Consider the following 22,341-nt stretch of genomic DNA (forward strand, 5'->3'; position numbering starts at 1 on the left):
TGATTAATTGGGCGGCATTTTAGACTACTCATGGTATGAATAGAAATGGTATTATTTCCTAAGTAAATTTCCCTTGAGGAATATCACATGAATATTGATAATCTCGCTAAAATAGACTTAAACCTGCTGGTCATTCTACAAGTCTTACTTGAAGAACAATCGGTCACTCGCGCCGCAAACCGCCTGCATTTAAGTCAGTCAGCGTTAAGCAAAAGCCTTAACCGACTACGGGCAACCTTAGACGACCCGCTATTTCAGCGTACAGCTCATGGGTTAAAGCCCACTGCCCATGCGGTAAATCTTGCCCAACAATTACCTCAACTTCTGCAAAGTTTGCATCAAATAGTGCAGCCACCAAGCTTTATTGCTGCCAGTAGCCACCAGCATTTTTCATTTGCCATGGTCGAAAGCGCCTACGAAACCTTGCTACCGTATTTTATCGGCACCATTTTAAGAGAAGCACCCAATGTAAAGTTAGACTCTTATGTGTGGACTGAAAAGTCGATGCAAGACTTACAGTTGGGGCAAATCGATTTTGGCATTGCAGGTCGTGATACTCATCCTCAAGCTGATTTGAAAATAGAGCAACTGCCTGATGGGATTAAATATCAGACCTTATTTAAAGATAGGCAAGTGTGCTTAATCCGCCAAGATCATCCGCTAATGGCACAAATTAAAGCCGGTCACTGGAATAGAGAGCTGTACCTGCAAATGGCTCATGTGCAGGTGCGCTGTGAAGGCAATGATTGGTGGGCGCTGGATTACCATCTTGCAGAGAAAAACTTACATCGGCGTATTAGCTCTACCGTGCCAGATTTTTATGGCGCTGCCAGTATTTGCGCCCACAGTGACTTAATTTTTACTTTGCCATCGAGCTTTGCAAGGCATGCTGCACTACTTTATCCACTGGTTGAAATTCCGCTACCATTTGAGTTTATGCCCATGGCCTATGTACTACTGTGGCATGAACGCAACAGCCAAGCGCCGGGTCACCTTTGGTTAAGAAATATCATTTGTGGCAGTGTAGAAGAAGCGATAAAACAAACGGCTGTCACGCAGGTTTAATCGCCCAATACTGCAATATAAGCCAGCCCATTTTTCATAACACAATCACTGACGATAAAATTTGGCTCAAATTGCTGCCCAGATTGCCGCAAAAATGCACAAACATTAACCATGATTAACGTGACCTAGGCGCTGGGATCATCGATAGTCATGCTTCAAGTATTAAATTCATCGTCATCCAGTGCTATTTTGATGACGATGTTCAAAGGTTATTTTAGGAGTAACAATGAACTTTAACCAAATGTTTAATCAAACAAATTTAAAACAGCGCCTAGGGAATTTTCACCCACTATTATCATTGCTATTAGTGATCGGGATTTCGTTGACCTCGTTAGTGTTATTACCGTTTTTACTGATGTTTGCTCTAGTCAGCTTCATCGGATTGAACTTATTAGGGCGTAAATACCTAGCCCCTAGAATGCAGCCTATTTTCAGCCAGCAGTCTCAAGCAAATGAGTTTTATCGTAGCAATCCCAACATGCAGCGAGAATCATCTATCTACAAATCAGAGATGTTCCGAAAAGCCAAACCCAGCAACACGGGTCGCACTTTCGAGCACAATCCTGATTAACAAGCTGCTTAGCGTTTAGCTATACCAATGAAAACACCGCCAGCTGGCGGTGTTTTGGTATCTGGGATGTATGAAACGATTAAGCCAAAATATGCTGCGCATATTGCAATGACTTTAACTCTTGTTCACTGGGCTTAAGCCCAATCACATTATCAATTTGAATTTGCAGCGACAACCAAATGGGGTCAATAATTTCAGCTTGTTGTTCATTCGCATGCTGTTTTGCCAGCTTTAACAAGGATGCCGATTCCACCACATCAATGCGGCCTAACATGCCATCGGCCAAAGCGACACTCAGTTCAATCATAGCAGGGACACTGCGGCCATAATTGATCACATCACGTAAGTAGCGCTCGGCTAAACAGCCATCGCTACCCAAACCAGCATCGTCATTTAACATGTGCTGCGCGCGGGCAAACATGGCATCAAGCTGACCTTGCTCAGCCGCTTCTGCCAACCAATGCTCACTGGTATTAGCATCAGCCTCACAGCCTTCACCATTATGGAGCATTAAGGCTAAATGGTATTGCGCATGGGGATAACCTGTCTGGGCGGCTTTACTAATCCACTCAAATGCATCGGTTAACTGTTGCTGCTGATAATACAGTACCCCCAAATTCGACATCGCTTCTGCATTTTCTGCCACGGCGGCCTGTTCAAGCCAATTCGCGGCTAATGCCATATCCTGCGGAAACTGCTTAGAGCCCACTAAATAGAAATAACCCAATAAGGCTTTAGCTTCAATCACACCTGCTTGTGCTGCTTGCTCAATGGCTTGCTCGCCTTTTAGCGCATCTTTATGACCACTGTAACCATGCAGTAGCGCCACACCGTGTTCAAATAAACCTTGATGATGCGCCGTTGCCGCAAGCTCAAACCAGTAAGCCGCCTGTTTAAAGGTGCTGATTGACTCGGCCTGTTCAAGTTCAGGTTGCTGCAGTGATTGCTCCTGCTCTTGTTGCATTAATGCTTTTGACTTGAGCGACATCCCCACCAGATATTGCGCTTGGGGATCATTATGCATGACAGCTTGATAACACAACTCTCGCCCAGCAAAAGAATCAAAAGCTTCAAATTTATATGCTGGCGCAGCTTTTTGGTGGACTTTCGGATATAGCAGCTCAATTAACCCTAAGCTATTTTTAATGGTTTTTTCAGCGAGCGTAACCAATTGCTCTTGGGTTAGATGGTATTTCTCAGGATGAGCGCCACGATTACCGTCACTACGAAGTTTATGTAGCGCGCGCGTCGTAGGCACATCAATCAAGCGCATGCGATTTAACTGCTCGATGCGATCATATAAATTGGGGCTAGTGAATTTTAGCGACTGCTTAGCCGCGATTAACGCAGTAACTTGATGGGTAAAACTTCTGACAAACACCAAAGCCTGGGTGGGAATATCTCGCACATAGCTCTTGGCTTTAGTGTAATCTTCAACAATGTCAGGAGAGAAGCTGCCTATCAGCTCAATATCATTTAACACTTCGGGCAACTCCTCAAGGCTATCAACTCACTTAATTAGATTTCTGTATGATCGCTGTTGGTATCATCTTCGCTAACATCAGTGCTGCGATTAACCATATACAATCTGAATAAAGCCACGTTTACAAACAGGCCTAAGAATGCGAATACAGTGTCGATGATCACCTGTAGTGGAAAACCGCCAAATTCAGCGAGAGATAATACCGTACCGCCCACTAATGACAATGGAATATACATCATCAAAATAGCCATTGTTTTCAGCACAATAGGAGATGAAAACTTAAAGCTGTTCTTAATGGCTTCTAGTGGCGTTAGGCGCTCTACAATCACCATAAAGTTTACGTAAGCTAAACGGGCAAATAAATAGAAGCTTATCGCCAAACCTACAACCCAAAACGGCCCAAACACAGCAAACAGCATTACCGGCGCTAAAATCGCTAAACCAGAAAACACCCCAGCTAATAATAGCGGCGGCACGAAAGTGAAGCTGTTTTTCAATATCATCCCAGGGGTCACTTCATGACCACGAGATCGCACCTCTAGGTACAAGGTTAGCGCCGAAATCAACAGTGAAAAAATCAGCAATAACGCCATCATCGCAGCGCCATGCATTGCACCAAATTGTGGTACTTCTACTTCTGCTTGGGCTGCCAGTTCACTGCCTAACCATAATTGGATCACGACTTGGAGTAGCAGCAACGGTACTGTTAATGATGCTAATTGTACAATGTGGTTACGAAAGAAATTATATGCTTCAGTCAAAATTGCAGACAATGACATGGGGGTTCCAATAATCAAAAAAAGATAAATATACTGCTAAGGATACCGAAAAAAGCAGTTTTTTGCACAATTGATATCGTCATTAGACTGAAGTTCCCTAAATCAATTGTCACAATTTTGTTAATAGCGTTACAATGTTAACCAAAGTATCCAATTATTATTACCTACAGGACGGCCACAATGAAAATGACTCCCGCAGTAAGCCTTTTATTAACCGCATTTGCAGTCACCACACCCGCTCAAGCTGGATGGTTAGATAACATTTTTGGTAGTGATGAAGAAAAAGTTGAAACCGTCGCCGCTACTGAAGCGGTTGCTGATGCACAATCAACTGATTTAGTTGGTAATGTCATGTCACAGCTGGGGTTAAACCAGCAGCAAGCTGAAGGTGGTTTAGGGGCATTGCTAAGCTTAGCGCAATCTAACTTGGGCGATTCAGACTTTAGCCAAATTTCAGATAGCATTCCCGGTACTGATGCGCTATTGGCAGCAGTGCCAGCACTATCTTCAGATTCAGGTATGACAGGGTTATTGTCTCAAGCTGGTGATATTGGTAAGTCACTTGAAGGCGCGAGCATGGTATATGACACCTTTGAAGCACTTGGAATTAAAAAAGAATACGTGGCGCCTATGGTCGATATTGCCAAGTCTTATCTAGAAAGCAACGGCTCTGAAGGCACAGTTGATATGTTGATGAAAGGCCTTGGTTCAATCATGTAACATTTGCGGTATCGTTAATGGATTAATTTTAATTAATGCCGAGCCATTCGCTCGGCATTATTGTCTCTGTTAAGCTAAAGTCATCACATAGGCTGACACAGCTGCATACATCGTTTTGTTTATTGGAGGCAATATGATTGCTAAATTAAAACAGTTCTTACAATCCCATACCCAAGCGACCACCCCAGAAGATCAAGCGCGTCAGCTTAATCTCGCTGCTGCCAGTTTATTACTTGAAGTCATGTACGCAGATGAAACCCTTGATGAGCAAGAGGTGGCCATGTTGCCAGCTATGCTCACTAAGAATCTCGGTTTGACTCTGCAAGCCGCTGATGAGCTCATCGCTGAAGCCAAATTGATTCAAGGCAATGCCACCTCATTGTACGAGTTTACCGCTGAAATAAACGCCCAATGCTCCATCGCCCAAAAACAGAAACTGTTACTGGGGATGTGGAAGCTTGCCTACTCCGACGGCAAACTGTGCCGCAATGAAGATCAAATCATTCGCCGCACCGCAGATTTGCTGCATTTAAAGCACAGTGAAGTTATTCAAATGCGTAATATCGCCATGGAGCAACGTTAAGGGCTCTTTGAGGGCCTAACTCGCGTCGAGGTAGCCTCACAAAATTAAGCTCTTATAGCTAATCACTTATTAGCGCCTTACGAGTTAAATGATTTTTCTGCCAATAGATGAAGGGCGCAACGGTCAGCACTAAGATGCACGAATACCACATATTCTCAGCGAGTGCGTAGCCCACTCCAATACAAAATACACAGCCCGCCACCACCAAAGGTAAGTAAGCTTTACTGAGTAACTTTGCCGCTGACAACATGGTTAATAAATAGATAATCACAAACACCCCATTACTCCAGGCAATCAGATCTTCAAGTTTCTGCTCAGTGATAAATGTCAGTACAATAACCATCACCATAGTCACTAAAATGGTCACCAATGCCCGCAAAGGTACGCCGTATGAGTTCAATTTTTCAAAATACTTGGGCAATATTCCTTGCTGGCTAAAACTCCAAAGTAGCCGCGCTGCACTGGCACAATATACATTTACCGTTGCCAAGCCACTTGCTATGCCTAATACACCGATAACTTGCGCCCCAATGGCAGGCACACCCAAACCGCTCAATAGCTGATTAAAAGCATGCACCATTGCAAGGCCCTCAGCTTCAGCTGGCACAATTAATAACAACAAGGTGCATACCAGATAAATAATCCCCACCAACACAGTGCCTAACATCATTGCTGGTAACATATCTTTTTTCGGGTCGCGAAAGTCATTGGCTAAATGGGTCATGGCTTCTATGCCTAAAAAGCTCCAAAAACCGATGCCCATGGCTAACATCACGCTCGCCGCTTCTGGTTTAGCGACTGCAGAGAGCGAGGTTAATTGCCCAAGGTTGGCGCCGCTGCTGCCAAATAGCACAGTCACTACAGCCACAATGGCCAGTGTTAGCCCAAACTGTAATTTGGCAGACACTTGAATGCCGCGATAATTAAGCAGCAATAACACAGCAACAATGGCGATTTCGGCGGCCAATTGCCCCCAACCTGTTATAGCAACCAGCGCATCCATAAATTGAAAGGTCATTAAAATGGCTGCGGGGGCGCCAATGGGGATCACTAATAAAAAAATCAGCCCTATGGTGCGCCCTGCTGTGATACCAAAGGCTTTTTCAATAAAATAAGCTGGCCCTGCGGCATGGGGGAAGCGACTTGCCAGCAAGCCAAATACCACTGCCACCGGCAATATGGCGACTGTGAGTATAATCCACGCCAGTAAAGCGCCACTCCCAGCCACCTCTATGGTCATCTGTGGCAATATAAATACCCCAGTGCCCAGCAAAGTGGTGGCCATCAGTCCTGCGCCTTGCCAGCGCCCTATGCTTGCTGTAATTTGATTCATTGTCTTTATCTATAGTGATATTTAGTAAGAGTATAAGCTGATAGCGCTTGTCAAACTGCAGCATATCACCTGCAAGATCACCGAACAAACCGACAAAATGACGGCATTTAGCTCAATAACCAACATAATGAGGGTTAGCCTTGGACAAGTTCGATCAATTAATCATTAACGCATTACGCCTTAATGCCCGCCAAAGCATTTCAAATATTGCTGAGCAAGTGAGTTTATCTCGCAGCGCAGTCACTGAACGCATCAAAAAGCAAGAACAAACCGGCGTGATCCGTGGTTATCAAGTGCTATTGAGCGAGTCACAAAAAGAAGGCGTTTCAGCGTATTTCGAAATCCAGCATGAACGCGCTAATTGCGCTGATGTAGTCCATGTTTTTCACGCGATTCCTGAAGTGATCACGTGCCAAGGCATTACCGGCGAAATGGATTTATTAGTGTATGTGAATGCCCCATCAATGAAGCGCTTACATCAAATTCGGGAATACATTGATGCCCAAGCCGATATCGTTAAAATCAAAACCCACGTGGTGATGAGTGAATGGATTAATAACCAGCCCAGTAATTAGGCTATTAGGTTAAATCAAAGTCGCTAGCTTGAATTGTAGCAATTTATCTGTTCCCCTTTACTGGCGCTATTTTTAGCTTATCAAGCTAGCTTTTTATAATTTTCCAACCGAAATCTTAGATATAGCAGCTTGATAGCGTTACACTTCTTAGTAACTGGTTTTCTATTAGGTTTATCAACATGCAATCACAGCCGACATCTGACATCAATTTACTTTGGGGCGCACTCATTTTAGAAGAGTTAGCCAGACTGGGTGTTAAACATGTTTGTATGGCGCCAGGCTCTCGCTCAACCCCATTAACCTTAGCCGCAGCGGCGCAGTCAAGCTTGCAATCTCACCTTCATTTTGACGAACGTGGGCTGGGTTTCATGGCGCTGGGCTTAGCTAAAGCCAGTCACAGCCCGGTGGCCATCATCACCACTTCTGGCACTGCGGTGGCGAATCTGTATCCCGCCATTATTGAAGCTTGGCTTACTCAGGTGCCGCTGATTATTTTAACTGGCGACAGGCCGCCTGAACTCATTGGCTGCGGCGCTAACCAAGCCATTAATCAGCCCGCCATTTTTGCTGATTACGCTAAGCAAGTGAATTTACCGACGCCGGATCTTGCCATCAGCCCTAATACCTTGCTCACCACCATTGATGAAGCAGTGGCAAATTTAACCCAGCCAGTACATGTCAATTGCATGTACCGAGAGCCTCTGTATCCCACAGAGCTTCAAAGCCTAGGGCAATTAGCCCAATCAATGAGTGATTATGTAACGCCAATTACGCCATGGTTAAACCACTCTCACCCTTACACGGATTACGGCCAGTTAGCTCAAACCAATCTGCCTAGCCAAGACACTATGATGCGTTTTGCACACGGCAAAGGGATCATTGTGGCGGGAACCTTATCCCCCCAAGAAAACCCAAAGCAAATTATTGAATTATCTCAAAAACTGGGTTGGCCAATAGTCGCCGACGCGCAATCACAACTGAGGCAGCACCCCAGTGTTATTGGCCATATCGATCAACTGCTGCTAAATCCTAAAGCCAGTAAATTTATTGAACAAGCTGACCGCATTTTGGTGTTTGGTGGCCGCTTTATCTCTAAGCGTTTAATCAGCTTTATTGCTAATCATCAATGGCATAGCTATTGGCAGGTATTAGCAAACCAGCAACGACTGGATCCAAACCATCAATCAAAACGAATTTGGCAAGCCAGTATCACTGCCATGTGCAATAACAATTGGCCTCGCTCCTCTGCAGCTAATTGGGCGTTAAGCTTAGTTGAGCACAATCAAAACATTGAAGCATTACTGACGCAGCATATTGATCAAAGTAGTTTTGGTGAGCCGCAAGTGGTTCGGCATATCGCTCAGCAGCAAAGCGCATCACATCAATGGTTTATTGGTAATAGCTTGCCAATACGCTTATACGATATGTATGCACCAATCATTTGCGAGCTACCCGATATTTATACTAACCGCGGCGCATCGGGTATTGATGGCTTAATCGCTACCGCAACTGGGGTGGCATTAGCCAATAATCAGCCTACCACCTTGCTTATTGGGGATATTTCCAGTTTGCACGACTTAAACTCACTGGCGATGACCAAACACGTTAACAGCCCGTTTGTGATTGTGATTTTAAACAATGACGGCGGTAATATCTTTAACCTGCTGCCGGTACCCAATGATGCCGTTCGAGAGCAATATTACCGCTTAAGCCATGGCTTAGAATTTGGCTACGCAGCAGCCATGTTTGGTCTGGCCTATAATCAAGTGGATAGTTTAACGAGTTTTAATGAAGCCTACGCCGATGCGATGGGATATGCAGGCACCTCAGTCATTGAAGTGAATGTCAGCCCAACTCAGGCCAGCGATCAGATTAAACTCATCGGACAATGGGTGAGGCAGCACTAATGCCAATAATTAATCGTTTTGGCGACACCAATTTACCAGCACTGGTATTATTGCATGGTTTTTTGGGGTCAAAAGAAGACTGGCAAGCAAGCTTACAGATTTTAAGTCAGCACTTTCACTGTATCTGTATCGACTTACCAGGCCATGGTGACAATCAGCTAGAATTGCCAACCCCAGGCTTTGAAACGGCGGCGCAGTCTATTGTCGATAAAGTCATCCAGCTCGGTTATAGCCAATTTCATTTGTTAGGTTATTCATTAGGTGGCCGTATTGCACTGCACATTGCCAAGCTTTACCCCAAAGCAGTATTAAGTTTATTGCTGGAGTCAGCGCACTTAGGCTTAACCAGCAGCCGCGACAAACAAGCACGCCTCAAGCACGATCAAAAGTGGGCCGATAAGCTCGCCGTCGAACCTATTAGAGACTTTCTCGAGCAATGGTATCAACAGCCAGTATTTGCTAATTTAACCACGGACGCGAGAAAAAACCTGATTGCGATTCGCAGTAAAAACAATCCCCAAGCGCTGCTGCACTGTTTTAAAAGTACCTCGCTAGGGTTACAACAAAATGGCGAAAAAGTGCTGAAGCAATTACACTGCCCCGCCTACCTGTTAGTGGGAGAACAAGACAGTAAGTTCAGTCAACTTGCCCAGCAGTGGCAGCAAAAACTGCAACTTAACACAGTCACCATTGCTCATTGCGGTCACAATATCCATAAAGCGCAACCTAAGATGTTTGCCGCTAGGATCATCCAACTTTTAACCCCTTAAGGACATCATTCATGGCAACCGCTAACAGTAATAATAACCAGGTTTTAATGAATGCCCCACGTATTAGTCAGCTTGAGTTATATCGTTATCAAATTAACTTGGCGCCCCATTTACCCGTAGCTAAACAACGTATTGATATCCGCCACGGCTTAGTCATTGCAGCAAGTCTAACTAGCGGCCAACAAAGCTTTGTTGAAATAGCGCCACTGTCTGGCACTGACATTGAAGGCGTGGCGCTCAGCGGTTTTAGTCATGAATCACTTGACGCAGTTATCGAACAACTCACCACCCTATTACCACGCTTAATAGGCAGTAGCCTTACTCAAATTAATGAGATATTGGCATCTGCTGAGCTTTATCCATCCGCTGCATTTGGCTTAAGTTTATTAGCCCTTAAGCTTGATGGCGGGTTTGATCATCCCCAATATGATTATGCTCAATCAATGCAAAGTAAAATTGGCCTTTTCTATTATCAACCAGACTCAGATCTCAATAAGTTACGAGCAAAACTGGCCCAATTAGATAAACGCAGCTACTCAGTTAAAGTGAAAGTCGCCCAAGCCAGTATCGAGCAGGAAATAAAATATATTCATCAAATACTTGAGCTTAATCCAAAGCTTAAACTCCGTTTAGATGCCAACCAAGGCTTTACACCTGAGCAAGCCATTGAGTTTCTAGCGTGTTTGCCTAAAGCGGCCATTGAATATATTGAAGAGCCATGTAAAACCCCAGCAGAAAACCAACAGGTTTACCAAGCCCTTAAAATTCCTTTTGCTTTAGATGAAAGCTTAAACGACAGCAAGTATCAATTTGACATGCTTGAAGGTCTAACCGCGCTGGTAATTAAACCCACCATCATAGGCGGCATTAATCAATTAACAGGGTTAATTACCAAGGCCAATAGCCATGGCGTGCGCTGCATTTTAAGCTCAAGTTTAGAGGCAAACCTTGGGATTAATGACTTGGCTAAATTAAGCTATATGCTGACTCCAGATGAAACCCCAGGACTCGATACCCTATCAAGCTTTAGTGAACCGCTTATTGATGAACAAGGGCAACTGAATAAAGCGGTTTGTGTGCTACTGCAGCGCGAAACGATTTCTGAAGCGACGATCAATCAAGACGCTGATCTCACCCAAGCTGCAGCTCTCAATCAAGCATCGATCCTTATTGCCGATAGCGAGCATTAATATGAATAACATGATATCGCCGCTGCACCAAACTGCTATTGAACATCCAAATGCAGTGGCAATCATCTTACCGAATAGCGCCGCTGAGCTCACAGCGGGTTTCAATAAAACCGCCAGTGCATCAACTGCGAGTAACGATACCCAAACCGCCATTAGCTATGCTCAGTTAAGTCAGCTGGTATTAGCATTGGCGCAGCAACTTAGCGGCCAAGGGGTTGCAAAAAATCATCGACTGGCCTGCATTAGTCGTAATAATCTGGAAATGATTTGCCTGTATTGGGCCTGTATTGATTTAGGGGCATTATTTTTTCCGATATCACCCCGTTTTCCTGCTGCGCAAATAAGCCAACTATGCCTGCGTTTTAACATCAATTACTATTGGTCTGAGGCTGATTTAACACCGCAATTAGCATCAGTATTAGCCACACAGGCACAGCCGCAACCTATCACAACTGAGGTGACATTTAAGCTTAACCTAAATACCAGTAAGCCACTCAGGCCCTTCGCTATCGACGCTAGCCAGCCAGTGAATGTTATTCTGACCTCTGGTTCAAGTGGCACCCCAAAAGGAGTGGTTCATAGCCTTAGTAATCATATTGCTAGCGCCACAGGCTCAGCTGAAAATATCAACCTAGATAAAGGGGATAGCTGGTTATTATCATTACCGCTATTTCATATTGGCGGCCTCGCCATTGTTAATCGCTGCGCCATCGCCGCTGCCACCATAGTACTCAGTACCGAGCAGCCTCTTGTTAAGCAATTAGCCCAAACGCCATTAAGCCACTTATCGTTAGTATCTGCCCAGCTAAGCCAGATTTTAGACACTGATGCGACAGTACTTAAACATGTAAAAGCATTATTGCTCGGTGGCGGCGCGATCGATCTGCTACTGGTTAAACAGCTAGCTCAGTTACACATCAGCGCTTTTTGCAGTTACGGCATGTCAGAGATGAGCTCACAAATCACTACCGCGGCCATTAATAGCGCTAATCATTTAGGTACAGCGCTGCCACAGCGGCAATTAAAGCTAGTTGATGGGGTAATTTGGGTCAAAGGCCCATGTTTATTTTTAGGCTATTTACAAGCAAGCCCTGATCACACCCTAAGCGCTTCACAGCAGCGAGCAGAGCCCATACTTGAGCGTCCTGTTGATGAGAACGGTTGGTTTTGCACTAATGACCAAGGCCAATTTGATGACCAAGGTCAGTTACATTTACTGGGCCGCGTAGACAATATGTTTATCTGTGGTGGTGAAAATATTCACCCAGAAGAAATTGAAGCCGCCTTAAGGGCTCACCCTGATATCGCTCAGGCCATTGTGTTTGGCCAATATGATGCTAAATTTAGCTTGCTACCAGCAGCAATTATTCAATTTAAAGCTCCCCAAGCCCAGCTAACAACCGAGGTTATTGGCAGCATTGAAGCACTGCTATTAAAGTTTATCGCTCGCTTTAAGCGCCCGCGTCACTATTACCCTTGGCCCGATAATATTGAGTCCGCCAGTTTAAAAATACCTCGCAAACAGATCATTGCTGCGGTTAAGAGCCAATATAACCTCGACTCACTTTAGGCTGTTTTATCACGGCTTTCAGCTAATAACAGCTTTAGTTGAAAGCTAATTTTTAGCCACAAAAAAACCTGCCGTAGCAGGTTTTAGTTTTTAGCGAGATTGAAGTGAATCAACCCGAGGCTAAGTTAGATTTCCATACAAGATTTAAGCTTGGTCATGGCATTCTTTTCAAGCTGTCTAATGCGCTCTGCAGACACTTGGTAAGTAGCGGCTAATTCTTGTAGTGTTGTCTTGTCATCATCTAACCAACGCGCTCTTAAAATATGTTGGCTACGTTCATCAAGGGTTTTAATTGCCGAGAATAAACGCGCTTGAGAGTCTGACTCCCAATTTTGATTTTCAACTTCAAGTGCAACATCGGAAGAATGATCTTCTAAATAATGAACTGGGGCAAAATCCACACCGCTGTCATCATCATTGTCGCTGGCTAAATCAAATGCAGGATCTTGAGCCGCCATACGCGACTCCATCTCAGTGACGTCTTTTTTAGACACCCCAAGGTTTTCGGCAACCATGCCGACTTCTTCATCACTAAACCAGCCTAAACGCTTTTTGGTTTTACGAATGTTGAAGAATAATTTACGTTGCGCTTTGGTGGTGGCAACTTTCACAATACGCCAGTTTTTAAGCACGTATTCATGAATTTCAGCTTTAATCCAATGCACAGCAAAAGACACCAAGCGCACACCAACACCAGGATCAAAACGTTTTACCGCTTTCATCAAACCAATGTTGCCTTCTTGAATAAGGTCCGCCTGTGGCAAACCATATCCTGAATAACCTTTAGCCACATGCACTACAAAGCGCAGGTGCGACATAATCAGTTTTTTTGCCGCTTGTAGATCGCCAGTTTCTTGCAAACGCTTGGCTAACTCATGCTCTTCTTCGGCCCCAAGCATTTCGATGCCTGTGACTGACTGCATATAAGCTTCTAAGCTGCTACTACCTCTAGGGACAGTAAGTGACATAGATTGCGATTGAAAGGCCATTGGCGCTCCTACATTAACAACATTAAAACGGTCTATTGCTCATTATACAGCTAGCTGGCGGCAATAGCTTGTGAACTATCTATGATATGGCGACATATGTCAACATGGCGACCAGATTAGTTGGTGCACATTTTTTGTGCTAATTTATACTCGACTGAAAACACATCGATTACAAGTTAATAAAAATTCATCAAAGCCGCGATCAACTTAGCTATTACGCGATCAATTTAGCTATTAAATGATACCAACCAAGCCCTAAGAAGGTTCAATGGCACGTAAATGCTGCCTTACCGATAAGTATGAACCTAGCCAGCCTAAAAACGAGGCAAGTAGCACTAACTTAATTAGCTCAGAGAAACTCAAGGCTTGAATTTGCAACTGGCTACCATAAAGACCTAACAACTCAGCTAAAGCAGAATCAAGATACCAGACTAATAAATTGATAATAACCCAAGCTAACACGCCGCCAATCACCCCATACCAAATACCGGTATAAAGAAACGGCCGTTGAATAAAAGACTCTGTGGCGCCGACCAGTTTCATGACTTCAATTTCAGTACGGCGATTCATAATGGCTAAGCGAATAGTATTGCCAATCACTAACACCACTGCTAATACCAATAACGCAGCAATGGCGAGTACCGTGCGCTCAATTAACCTGACCATGGCTTGCAGGCGCTCAAGCCATTCAATATCTAAACGGCCAAAGCTCACTTCAGGCTCACGCTCAAGCTTTACTAATAGTTGTCTTGCCCCTTCAGGGCTCGAGTGACGCGCCAAAGGTGTTACCACCACCACGGCTGGCAACGGGTTACTATCAAGGTAAGATAATGCTTCGCCAAAGCCTGATAAGCGCTGAAACTCTTCTAGCGCTTGCTCGCGGTTTATATAGTCAACCGCATCAACTTCAGCGTATACATTAATACGGCGGATTAAATTTTGAATAGATTGCTCACTCCGGCCTTCGTTAATAAATAACGATATTTCAGCAGCATTATTCCATGACTGGGTGATGTTCTCGGCATTTTTAACCAGTACTTGCAAAGCTGCAGGTAAGCTTAAGCTCACCCCAAGTACCGCCATGGTCATCACAGAGGACACCGGGTTGCGCCACAGCTCGCCCACACTCGCCATTGCTTGCTGAATGTGGCGCACAAAAAACATCACTACTCGACCCGTAAAAGGCAGCTTACTGGCGGTAATTTTAACTTTTCTGGTCATTATACTTGCCCTTCTGTGGTCGCAGAATAGAGCTCGTCATTGCCAAGCATTTTGCCCTGACGCAGGGTTAAGGTGCGGTATTTCATCCGGGCAATCAAGCCTAAGTCATGGGTGGCAATCAGCACGCTAGTGCCAGAATCATGGAAGGTTTCGAATAATCTTAAGATATCCATCGATAACTTAGGATCTAAGTTACCTGTGGGTTCATCGGCCAGTAATAAAGGCGGTTTGTTGACAATGGCGCGGGCAATACCAACACGTTGTTGCTCACCGCCAGATAGCATGATGGGTAAATGACGCTCTTTGCCATACAGCCCCACCATGTCGAGTGCGCCAGCAACTCTTTTGCGGATCTCGCCGTGGGAGAAGCCTTCAATCACTAATGGCAGCGCAATATTATCAAATACGCTTTTATCCATTAATAAGTGGTGGTTTTGAAAAATCATGCCGATATTGCGACGTAAATACGGCACATGCTTTTTCCCTAACTTGGCAATATCATGACCATTAATCGATACTTTACCGGCACTGGCTCGCTCAATCACAGTGATCAATTTGAGCAAGGTACTTTTACCTGCGCCAGAATGTCCGGTTAAAAAGGCCATTTCCCCTTGTTGGAGGTGAAAATTAACTTCTGAGAGTGCTTTTTGGCCACCCGGATAAATCTTACTGACTTGCTCAAACTGGATCATAAATGACTATTCTGCCTTTTCCTGACTAAATAATGCTTCGATGAAATCGCTGGAATTAAAAGTACGTAAGTCATCAATTTGCTCACCAACACCTATGTGTCGGATCGGAATATTAAACTTATCAGCAATGGCGAAAATAACCCCACCTTTTGCAGTACCATCTAATTTACTAATGGTGATCCCCGTTACCCCAACGGCTTCTTGGAATAACTGCGCCTGGCTAATGGCATTTTGCCCGGTACTTGCATCTAGCGTTAGCATCACCTCGTGAGGCGCATTAGGGTCTAATTTTTTCATGACGCGAACAACTTTTTTCAGCTCTTCCATCAAATGACTCTTATTTTGTAAACGCCCTGCCGTATCGGCAATCAGTACGTCAACATTACGCGCTTTGGCAGCTTGTAATGCATCAAATAATACCGAGGCACTGTCTGCGCCGGTATGTTGGGCAATCACTGGGATGTCATTACGTTGTCCCCAAACCTGTAATTGCTCAACGGCTGCTGCACGGAAGGTATCACCAGCCGCTAACATGACAGATTTGCCTTGTTTTTGATACTGTTTTGCTAATTTACCAATGGTGGTAGTTTTACCCACGCCATTGACGCCGACCATTAAAATAACAAATGGGCCGTCTGCATTTTCAGGCACTAAAGGGACTGCCACTGGATCGAGAATAGTTTGTAATTCGTCTCGTAATAAATCATATAGCGCTTCGGCATCTTTAAGTTGCTTACGTGATGCTTGTGAGGTCAAATTATCAATCAGGCGAGTGGTGGTTTCGACGCCCACATCGGCAATCAATAATTGCTCTTCGAGTTCTTCGAATAAGTCATCGTCAATTTTTTTACCGCGGAAGATCCCCATAAAGCCGCTACCAATGTTTTCACTGGTTCGCAGTAATCCACGCTTTAAGCGGGCAAATAAGCCCTCTTTTACCGGTTTAGCCTGAGGCTCATCCACTTGCTCTTGCTCAACGTCAGCCGCTTCGGCTTCTGCTGCCAATCGAGCTTGTTCTTGGTCAGCAAGACGTTGCTGCTCTGCTGCACGTTCAGCTTCTAGTGCAATACGCGCCGCTTCGGCTTCTGCTGCCAATCGAGCTTGTTCTTGGTCAGCAAGACGCTGCTGCTCTGCTGCACGTTCAGCTTCTAATGCAATACGCGCCGCTTCGGCTTCTGCTGCCAATCGAGCTTGCTCTTGGTCAGCAAGACGCTGCTGCTCTGCTGCACGTTCAGCTTCTAATGCAATACGCGCCGCCTCGGCTTCTGCTGCCAATCGAGCTTGTTCTTGGTCAGCAAGACGTTGCTGCTCTGCTGCACGTTCAGCTTCTAGTGCAATACGCGCTGCTTCGGCTTCTGCAGCTAGACGAGCTTGTTCTTCAGCCTCAGCAAGGCTTCGCTCTTCTGCTAACCTTTGTTTTTCTGCCTCCAAACGTTGCAGCTCTGCTACACGTTCAGCTTCTGCTGTAATACGCGCCTCTTCTGCTTCGACAAGGCGTTGCTCTTCAGCTAATTTCTGCTGCTCAACCGCTAAACGTTGTTGCTCGGCTTCACGTTCAGCTTTAGCTGCAAGGTGTGCTTCTTCGGCTTCTGCTAGGCTTCGCTCTTCAATTAAACGCTGTTGCTCTGCAACATGTTCTGCTTCTGCAGCAATACGCTCTTCTTCCGCTTCAGCAAGACGTAACTCTTCAGCTAAGCGCTGTTGCTCGGCGGCATGTTCAGCCTCTGCTGCAATACCTGCCTGTTCGGCTTCTGCACGACGTAACTCTTCAGCTAAGCGCTCTTGCTCAGCTATACGTTCTGCCTCTGCTGCAATACGTGCCTGTTCGGCTTCTGCAAGACGTAACTCTTCAGCTAAGCGCTCTTGCTCGGCTATACGCTCTGCCTCTGCTGCAATACGCGCCTGTTCGGCTTCTGCAAGACGTAACTCTTCAGCTAAGCGCTGTTGCTCTGCTATACGTTCAGCTTCTGCGGCGCGTTCTTGTTCAGCTAATCGCTCCGCTTCTTCAGCAGCAATGGCCTGTTCTTTTGCCAAAGCCTCTGCAGCTTGCTCTTCTGCGATACGTTGCTCTTGTGCAACACGCTCTTGCTCTTTGGTTTTGTCTTTACGAAACCACGAAAAAAAACCTTTCTTTGCCATGTCTACTACCAATGCTAAATGAGCGATAAAATTCGGAGAAGTTTTCTCGAGTCATTAATACTAAACTTGTTAAAAGGAATCCTCACCTTTAAACAGCAGTTTGGTATAAAATATCGAGTATTCTAATTGGTTGCATAGTCTACCACTTTCTTTGTTCAGGCAAAATCACGAGGGCAAAATGTCCAAAAATAAGTCCGCAAGCGGCCAAGTCAGGATCATTTCAGGGCAATGGCGTTCACGAAAGCTACCTATTCATGATTTAGAAGGGTTACGACCAACCACTGATCGCGTCCGTGAAACCTTGTTTAATTGGCTTGCTAGCGATATCAGAGGTGCAAGGGTATTAGATTGTTTTGCAGGCAGTGGCGCCCTAAGTCTGGAAGCTTTATCACGTTACGCCAGCTATGCACGTATTTGCGAACTGCAGAGCAATGCGGCCAAACAGTTAAAGCAAAACTTACAAACCTTAAAATGTGACAATGCCGATGTCATCAGTGGCGACAGTCTGGCATTGCTAAAACAAGGTCTGAATAACGATAAAGGCTTTGATATTGTGTTTGTTGACCCACCATTTCGTAAAGGGCTGGCCAATACCACTATGGCGTTATTAGCTGAGCATAACTGGTTAAATGAGAATGCATTAATTTACCTAGAAACTGAATCAGATTTAACCCAGCTAGCGATCCCAAACCATTGGGTTGAGCTCAAGCAAAAAAATGCCGGTCAGGTAACCTATCGCTTATTTCAATATCAGCTTGATGAATAGCATTTCAAACAAGCAACAAATCTAATAGAGGATACCCATGAAATTTTTTATTATCGGTGGTAAAAGTTTAACTTTAATCATGTGGTTAGTGATGTTTTATAACTTATTTATGCCGTTTGAAGGCCAAGTCAGCATAGTGTTGAATATCTTATTTTTTATCACTGTAATAATGCATTTTTTCCAATTACTTATTTTCAACACCATGTTTAGCAGCTTACTTAAGTTATCTTTTGTTGATTATCTTAAAGTGTATTTTTTTGGTGTTTTCGGTTTACTTGTGTACCGACAAAAAGTACTAGAGCTTGATAAAGCCGAGTAGTCGTTAGATTTAATTGAAATGCAAGCATAAAAAAACCTCGCCTAGGCGAGGTTTTTTCTTAATCAGGTCATCACTCCTGATTATGAATCGTCACTTACTTTTTAGGGTAAGGGTGAGCAACACCTTTATGACAATCTACACAAGTCTTTCTCTTGTCGCCTTCTTGCTTAGCATTACGCTCATGCATTCTGACAGCCATTTTCTTCATAGTCTCAGGCTGGTTTTCATAGATGCGCGTATGACAATGTTGGCAGTTAGCAGAATCTGTTGCTTGGAAGTACTTAAGTGCGATATCTGCTTGTTCTTTACGGTTCTCATCTAACCAAGCTTGAGTGTTGAAACCATCAATAGTTACGAAACCGTATAAATCTTTAGATACGATAATCTTTTTAACCAAGTAATCAACTGGGCCGTGTGGAAGGTGACAATCTTGACATTGAACAGTCACGCCAGCGCTACCGCCGCCATGTGCTGAAGCTAGTACTTCATCTTTCAATGAGTGATTGCTATGACAACTCATACAGAATTCATCTGAACTTGTTGCATGTAAAGTTTGTTGAGTGGCGAAATAGCCCACTACACCCAAAATAATACCCACTACAATCAGTGCGATAATAGAATATTTTGCGCTCGGTTTAAATAGTGCACGCCAGTTCATCGGACATCTCCAGTTAACAGTTTTATAATTTATAATTTTTAAACTCTAAAATATAAATTTTAAGTTCTAAAAATAGTAAATCTATTCTAGGTTGTTTTGCCCATAAAAAAACGAATTAAGAACATGTTTTAATTAATAAGTTACCAGTATATGCTCAAAATGAGATCAAGATCTAACTATTGAGGCTCAATGATAATTAATTTGACTCCTTTAAACTTAATACAGCTATAGCAAAATCGCAAAGTAGCCTTCACAAAAATGACAATTAACCTACCTTTGCAATATACTGTAAAAAAATCAGGTTTATTGCGCTATAGAATCATTATAGCCTCTGCCACTAGTTAGTTTGAGCGAGTATAAATATTCTGAAGCTGTTTATTGCTGCGGGTATTGTTTCGGGTTATATTAAGCCAGATCATCAGCAACTTAATTTAGCTTTGATTCTTGATTTATCACTAGATTATTGCGCTATTTAATTGTTATTGATGGCTACACACTTTGGAAAAGCATGAGCACTAAGTTAACGCACCAAATAATCGTTTTTATCACCCTCTTTGCCATTTTAGGCCAAGGGTTGATAACTAATGGTTACGCTATGGTCGCTAACCCTCTCATGCGCTCATCAGCAGAGATGTTAATGCCTAACGACAAAACATCCCAAGCAAATCTGAAGCAACACAGCAGTGCCGATACCCCTAATTGTCATTCATCTATGACTGAACAAGCCCCGCAAAAAACGACTCATTGTTGTGACGATGGCTCAATGCTCCAATCGAAAAAAGCTGATCAAAGCTGTTGTGACAGCAAAAATGGCTGCGCTATCGATTGTGGTCACTGCATTACTATCTCGATGACAGGGCATTTGCTCACATTTGATATCCTTCTCGCAAAAGCAGTCAACAGCAAGGCTGATGCCACTGCAGTGCCACACTTTTTCTTCCATAAAACCCTTCCAGAATTTCGACCTCCGATTAGTTAAATTACTGACAGAATATTTTTAGCCTAGCACTGTCCTCTGTGCCATAGCTAAACACCTATACTTGCTAGTATTTACAGTTTTTATAAACGGTTCGCTTTATTTGCCAGCCGTATTTTGAGGTTATTATGAAACACGCTATTTTATTGATCACCATTGCGGGTTTTCTAGCTGGGTTATGCACTAATCCAGTCGCTGCTCAACAAGCAGTAACACATAGTCATATTGCGACTGACAAGCATCAGCATGATGCAGAAAAAGCCACCTATTCATGCCCGATGCACCCTGAAGTCATAAGCCATAAGTCGGGTGATACTTGCCCTAAGTGCAATATGTTTTTGGAAGAAGTTAGCCCTGAGCCTGCCATAGACCATAGCGCTGAAACGACCTACATCTGCCCAATGCACCCTGAGGTCACTAGCCATAAATCAGGTGATACTTGTCCTAAATGCAATATGTTTCTAGTGGCAAATGAAGAAGAGGAAGAAGAGGAATCTGGTCACAGTTCAAATGAACACGCTCAACATAATGTTCAGAAGACCTACATCTGCCCGATGCACCCTGAAGTTATTAGTCATAAATCCGGTGATACTTGTCCTAAATGCAATATGTTCTTAGAAGAAGTTAGCCCTGAGGCTGCCATAGACCATAGCGCCGAAACCACCTACATCTGCCCAATGCACCCTGAAGTTAGCAGCCACAAACAAGGTGACCGCTGCCCAAAGTGCAATATGTTGTTAGTGGTTAAAGAAGAAGAGGAAGAAGTCGACCATAGCCAACATCAGCATGCACAAGATGAACAGATAGAAAACCTAGCAGTGCAACCCACACAGAGTGCTGCAGATAAAGTGTTTAATACTGTTAAACCAAGCCTATTACCCTCGGATGCAGAGCCAAGCATTAAATATGTCTGCCCAATGCACCCGCATATTGTTTCTGACACCCAAGGCACTTGCCCTATTTGTGGTATGAATTTAGAAAAAGTCACCATGGGCGCTGCGACAGAAGAAATCGTGGTTGGCGTATCTGGCGGCATGCAGCAAGCTTTAGGCATGCGCACTCAACAAGTTGAAAGAGATACCCTATGGCGCCTGGTTAAAACCATCGGCACCGTTGAGTATAACGAAGACAGCATTACCCATGTTCATGCTCGAGTGACTGGTTGGGTGGAAAAACTGCATATTAATAATGTTGGCCAAAAAATAAAAAAAGGTCAGCTCATGTATGAGCTTTATTCACCTGAACTTATTAATGCTCAAGATGACTACTTACAAGCGCTTGATTATTTGGAGCAAGACAATCAACGTGGCGGCATTCTCGAGCGTAAAGCCCGCCAACGTTTAGCGCTTTTAGGGGTGTCATCAAAAATTATTCAACAATTAGAAACCAGCGGCGAAACTGCTTTTAGAGTGCCTTTTTATGCCCCACAAGATGGGGTTGTCAGCCAAATGGACATTCGTGATGGCATGTATATCCAACCGGGTAATGCCTTAATAGAATTAGTCGACTTATCCACGGTTTGGGTCATTGCCGATGTGTTTGAAAATGAACAAAGCTGGCTAGAAAAAGGCCGTCCTGCAGAAGTCACTGCATCGGCCCAAGGCTTATTTGATCTTGAGTCTGACATTGATTATATCTATCCAGAACTCGACCCTGTCACTCGCGCCATGCGTGTCAGAGTAAAATTAGCCAATCCAAATGCAAGCCTACGACCAGGAACCTTAGTGGATGTGTCTTTATTTGGCGGCCCTAAACGCAACATTATTACTATTCCCACAGAAGCACTGATATTAACCGGCCGTGAAAATCGAGTAGTAGTTCAGCGTCACGATAGCGGATTTACTTCGGTACCTGTAAAAGTCGGCATCATTGCGCAAGGGAAAGCAGAGATCATTGAAGGCATCAATGAAGGCGACCATGTGGTGGTTTCAGGGCAGTTCCTGCTTGATTCAGAAGCCAGTATTCAAGGTAGCTTGTTACGTTTAAGCGGCGCAGATAAAGCGCCTGCAGCCCATAACCACTAAGGAGCACTCTC

At 44.2% G+C, this 22,341-nt stretch carries 21 protein-coding genes; 13 read left to right on the forward strand and 8 right to left on the reverse strand.

Annotation, left to right across the window (positions count from 1 at the left end; translation table 11 throughout):
- The first annotated feature begins 87 nt into the window (after window positions 1–87).
- Complete coding sequence (locus Q4591_RS03660; protein ID WP_102440158.1) at window positions 88–1,065, forward strand: LysR family transcriptional regulator; 978 nt, start codon at window positions 88–90, stop codon at window positions 1,063–1,065.
- Window positions 1,066–1,291: 226 nt separating this feature from the next.
- Window positions 1,292–1,636 (forward strand): hypothetical protein, encoded by a 345-nt coding sequence (locus tag Q4591_RS03665; RefSeq protein WP_102440157.1) that lies wholly within the window; start codon window positions 1,292–1,294, stop codon window positions 1,634–1,636.
- A gap of 79 nt (window positions 1,637–1,715) precedes the next feature.
- Here Q4591_RS03665 and Q4591_RS03670 read toward each other — a convergent pair whose 3' ends face one another.
- Together Q4591_RS03670 and Q4591_RS03675 are read right to left on the reverse strand one after the other, a co-directional pair.
- Window positions 1,716–3,119, reverse strand: coding sequence for a tetratricopeptide repeat protein (locus tag Q4591_RS03670; RefSeq protein ID WP_102440156.1), 1,404 nt, complete (start codon window positions 3,117–3,119; stop codon window positions 1,716–1,718).
- A gap of 35 nt (window positions 3,120–3,154) precedes the next feature.
- Window positions 3,155–3,898: a hypothetical protein gene (locus Q4591_RS03675; protein WP_102440155.1), complete on the reverse strand. Its 744-nt coding sequence runs from the start codon at window positions 3,896–3,898 to the stop codon at window positions 3,155–3,157.
- A 180-nt stretch (window positions 3,899–4,078) separates the two neighbouring features.
- On the opposite strand from Q4591_RS03675, the gene Q4591_RS03680 reads away from it, so the two are divergent.
- Both Q4591_RS03680 and Q4591_RS03685 read left to right on the forward strand, forming a co-directional pair.
- Window positions 4,079–4,618: a DUF2780 domain-containing protein gene (locus tag Q4591_RS03680; protein ID WP_102440154.1), complete on the forward strand. Its 540-nt coding sequence runs from the start codon at window positions 4,079–4,081 to the stop codon at window positions 4,616–4,618.
- 133 nt (window positions 4,619–4,751) lie between these two features.
- Entirely contained in the window at window positions 4,752–5,201 is a 450-nt protein-coding gene (locus tag Q4591_RS03685; protein ID WP_102440153.1) for a TerB family tellurite resistance protein, read from the forward strand.
- Between the two features lie 58 nt (window positions 5,202–5,259).
- Here the strand turns inward: Q4591_RS03685 and yjeH are convergent, their stop codons facing one another.
- Window positions 5,260–6,534 carry an L-methionine/branched-chain amino acid transporter gene (gene yjeH / locus Q4591_RS03690; protein ID WP_102440152.1) on the reverse strand — a complete coding sequence of 425 codons (1,275 nt, stop codon included), beginning with the start codon at window positions 6,532–6,534 and terminating at the stop codon, window positions 5,260–5,262.
- A gap of 140 nt (window positions 6,535–6,674) precedes the next feature.
- Here yjeH and Q4591_RS03695 point away from each other — a divergent pair, with 140 nt between their 5' ends.
- The 5 genes from Q4591_RS03695 (at window position 6,675) to menE (ending at window position 12,546) form a co-directional block, all read left to right on the forward strand.
- Complete coding sequence (locus tag Q4591_RS03695) at window positions 6,675–7,109, forward strand: Lrp/AsnC family transcriptional regulator (RefSeq protein WP_303459441.1); 435 nt, start codon at window positions 6,675–6,677, stop codon at window positions 7,107–7,109.
- 179 nt (window positions 7,110–7,288) lie between these two features.
- Window positions 7,289–9,016, forward strand: a complete 1,728-nt coding sequence (menD, locus tag Q4591_RS03700) for a 2-succinyl-5-enolpyruvyl-6-hydroxy-3-cyclohexene-1-carboxylic-acid synthase (protein ID WP_102476596.1) — start codon at window positions 7,289–7,291, stop codon at window positions 9,014–9,016.
- Window positions 9,016–9,786, forward strand: coding sequence for a 2-succinyl-6-hydroxy-2,4-cyclohexadiene-1-carboxylate synthase (menH, locus tag Q4591_RS03705; protein WP_102440149.1), 771 nt, complete (start codon window positions 9,016–9,018; stop codon window positions 9,784–9,786). The genes menD and menH overlap by 1 nt, the downstream gene beginning before the upstream one ends.
- 11 nt (window positions 9,787–9,797) lie before the next feature.
- The gene (menC, locus tag Q4591_RS03710) at window positions 9,798–10,976 is read left to right on the forward strand and encodes an o-succinylbenzoate synthase (RefSeq protein ID WP_241901067.1); all 1,179 of its coding nucleotides are present in this window, start codon (window positions 9,798–9,800) and stop codon (window positions 10,974–10,976) included.
- A gap of 1 nt (window position 10,977) precedes the next feature.
- Window positions 10,978–12,546 (forward strand): o-succinylbenzoate--CoA ligase, encoded by a 1,569-nt coding sequence (gene menE, locus Q4591_RS03715; protein WP_102531319.1) that lies wholly within the window; start codon window positions 10,978–10,980, stop codon window positions 12,544–12,546.
- A 125-nt stretch (window positions 12,547–12,671) separates the two neighbouring features.
- Here menE and rpoH read toward each other — a convergent pair whose 3' ends face one another.
- The 4 genes from rpoH to ftsY all read right to left on the reverse strand — a co-directional run bounded on the left by rpoH (window position 12,672) and on the right by ftsY (window position 17,587).
- Window positions 12,672–13,535, reverse strand: a complete 864-nt coding sequence (rpoH, locus tag Q4591_RS03720; protein ID WP_102440147.1) for an RNA polymerase sigma factor RpoH — start codon at window positions 13,533–13,535, stop codon at window positions 12,672–12,674.
- A 255-nt stretch (window positions 13,536–13,790) separates the two neighbouring features.
- Window positions 13,791–14,756 (reverse strand): permease-like cell division protein FtsX, encoded by a 966-nt coding sequence (gene ftsX, locus Q4591_RS03725; protein WP_102440146.1) that lies wholly within the window; start codon window positions 14,754–14,756, stop codon window positions 13,791–13,793.
- Window positions 14,756–15,448: a cell division ATP-binding protein FtsE gene (gene ftsE / locus Q4591_RS03730; protein WP_076538182.1), complete on the reverse strand. Its 693-nt coding sequence runs from the start codon at window positions 15,446–15,448 to the stop codon at window positions 14,756–14,758. The genes ftsX and ftsE overlap by 1 nt, the downstream gene beginning before the upstream one ends.
- 6 nt (window positions 15,449–15,454) lie before the next feature.
- The gene (ftsY, locus tag Q4591_RS03735; protein ID WP_303459445.1) at window positions 15,455–17,587 is read right to left on the reverse strand and encodes a signal recognition particle-docking protein FtsY; all 2,133 of its coding nucleotides are present in this window, start codon (window positions 17,585–17,587) and stop codon (window positions 15,455–15,457) included.
- A gap of 178 nt (window positions 17,588–17,765) precedes the next feature.
- On the opposite strand from ftsY, the gene rsmD reads away from it, so the two are divergent.
- Window positions 17,766–18,353, forward strand: a complete 588-nt coding sequence (rsmD, locus tag Q4591_RS03740; protein ID WP_102531240.1) for a 16S rRNA (guanine(966)-N(2))-methyltransferase RsmD — start codon at window positions 17,766–17,768, stop codon at window positions 18,351–18,353.
- A gap of 37 nt (window positions 18,354–18,390) precedes the next feature.
- Window positions 18,391–18,672, forward strand: a complete 282-nt coding sequence (locus tag Q4591_RS03745; protein ID WP_303459448.1) for a DUF1145 domain-containing protein — start codon at window positions 18,391–18,393, stop codon at window positions 18,670–18,672.
- Between the two features lie 94 nt (window positions 18,673–18,766).
- On the opposite strand, the gene Q4591_RS03750 is transcribed toward Q4591_RS03745, so the two are convergent.
- Window positions 18,767–19,330, reverse strand: a complete 564-nt coding sequence (locus Q4591_RS03750) for a NapC/NirT family cytochrome c (RefSeq protein ID WP_102477285.1) — start codon at window positions 19,328–19,330, stop codon at window positions 18,767–18,769.
- A 508-nt stretch (window positions 19,331–19,838) separates the two neighbouring features.
- Between Q4591_RS03750 and Q4591_RS03755 the strand changes: the two genes are divergently transcribed.
- Window positions 19,839–20,309, forward strand: a complete 471-nt coding sequence (locus Q4591_RS03755) for a hypothetical protein (RefSeq protein WP_102440141.1) — start codon at window positions 19,839–19,841, stop codon at window positions 20,307–20,309.
- A 125-nt stretch (window positions 20,310–20,434) separates the two neighbouring features.
- Window positions 20,435–22,330, forward strand: a complete 1,896-nt coding sequence (locus Q4591_RS03760) for an efflux RND transporter periplasmic adaptor subunit (protein WP_303459451.1) — start codon at window positions 20,435–20,437, stop codon at window positions 22,328–22,330.
- The last annotated feature ends 11 nt before the right edge of the window (window positions 22,331–22,341 follow it).

The organism is Shewanella sp. 3_MG-2023 (assembly GCF_030548765.1).
Taxonomy (GTDB): Bacteria; Pseudomonadota; Gammaproteobacteria; order Enterobacterales; family Shewanellaceae; genus Shewanella.

What these genes read in the sequence shown, in the direction of transcription:
- Q4591_RS03660 (WP_102440158.1), top strand. Translation starts at nt 88, where the DNA reads ATGAATATTGATAATCTCGCTAAAATAGACTTAAACCTGCTGGTCATT.
- Q4591_RS03665 (WP_102440157.1), top strand. Translation starts at nt 1,292, where the DNA reads ATGAACTTTAACCAAATGTTTAATCAAACAAATTTAAAACAGCGCCTA.
- Q4591_RS03675 (WP_102440155.1), bottom strand. Translation starts at nt 3,898, where the DNA reads ATGTCATTGTCTGCAATTTTGACTGAAGCATATAATTTCTTTCGTAAC.
- Q4591_RS03680 (WP_102440154.1), top strand. Translation starts at nt 4,079, where the DNA reads ATGAAAATGACTCCCGCAGTAAGCCTTTTATTAACCGCATTTGCAGTC.
- Q4591_RS03685 (WP_102440153.1), top strand. Translation starts at nt 4,752, where the DNA reads ATGATTGCTAAATTAAAACAGTTCTTACAATCCCATACCCAAGCGACC.
- yjeH (WP_102440152.1), bottom strand. Translation starts at nt 6,534, where the DNA reads ATGAATCAAATTACAGCAAGCATAGGGCGCTGGCAAGGCGCAGGACTG.
- menD (WP_102476596.1), top strand. Translation starts at nt 7,289, where the DNA reads ATGCAATCACAGCCGACATCTGACATCAATTTACTTTGGGGCGCACTC.
- menH (WP_102440149.1), top strand. Translation starts at nt 9,016, where the DNA reads ATGCCAATAATTAATCGTTTTGGCGACACCAATTTACCAGCACTGGTA.
- menC (WP_241901067.1), top strand. Translation starts at nt 9,798, where the DNA reads ATGGCAACCGCTAACAGTAATAATAACCAGGTTTTAATGAATGCCCCA.
- menE (WP_102531319.1), top strand. Translation starts at nt 10,978, where the DNA reads ATGAATAACATGATATCGCCGCTGCACCAAACTGCTATTGAACATCCA.
- rpoH (WP_102440147.1), bottom strand. Translation starts at nt 13,535, where the DNA reads ATGGCCTTTCAATCGCAATCTATGTCACTTACTGTCCCTAGAGGTAGT.
- ftsX (WP_102440146.1), bottom strand. Translation starts at nt 14,756, where the DNA reads ATGACCAGAAAAGTTAAAATTACCGCCAGTAAGCTGCCTTTTACGGGT.
- ftsE (WP_076538182.1), bottom strand. Translation starts at nt 15,448, where the DNA reads ATGATCCAGTTTGAGCAAGTCAGTAAGATTTATCCGGGTGGCCAAAAA.
- ftsY (WP_303459445.1), bottom strand. Translation starts at nt 17,587, where the DNA reads ATGGCAAAGAAAGGTTTTTTTTCGTGGTTTCGTAAAGACAAAACCAAA.
- rsmD (WP_102531240.1), top strand. Translation starts at nt 17,766, where the DNA reads ATGTCCAAAAATAAGTCCGCAAGCGGCCAAGTCAGGATCATTTCAGGG.
- Q4591_RS03745 (WP_303459448.1), top strand. Translation starts at nt 18,391, where the DNA reads ATGAAATTTTTTATTATCGGTGGTAAAAGTTTAACTTTAATCATGTGG.
- Q4591_RS03750 (WP_102477285.1), bottom strand. Translation starts at nt 19,330, where the DNA reads ATGAACTGGCGTGCACTATTTAAACCGAGCGCAAAATATTCTATTATC.
- Q4591_RS03755 (WP_102440141.1), top strand. Translation starts at nt 19,839, where the DNA reads ATGAGCACTAAGTTAACGCACCAAATAATCGTTTTTATCACCCTCTTT.
- Q4591_RS03760 (WP_303459451.1), top strand. Translation starts at nt 20,435, where the DNA reads ATGAAACACGCTATTTTATTGATCACCATTGCGGGTTTTCTAGCTGGG.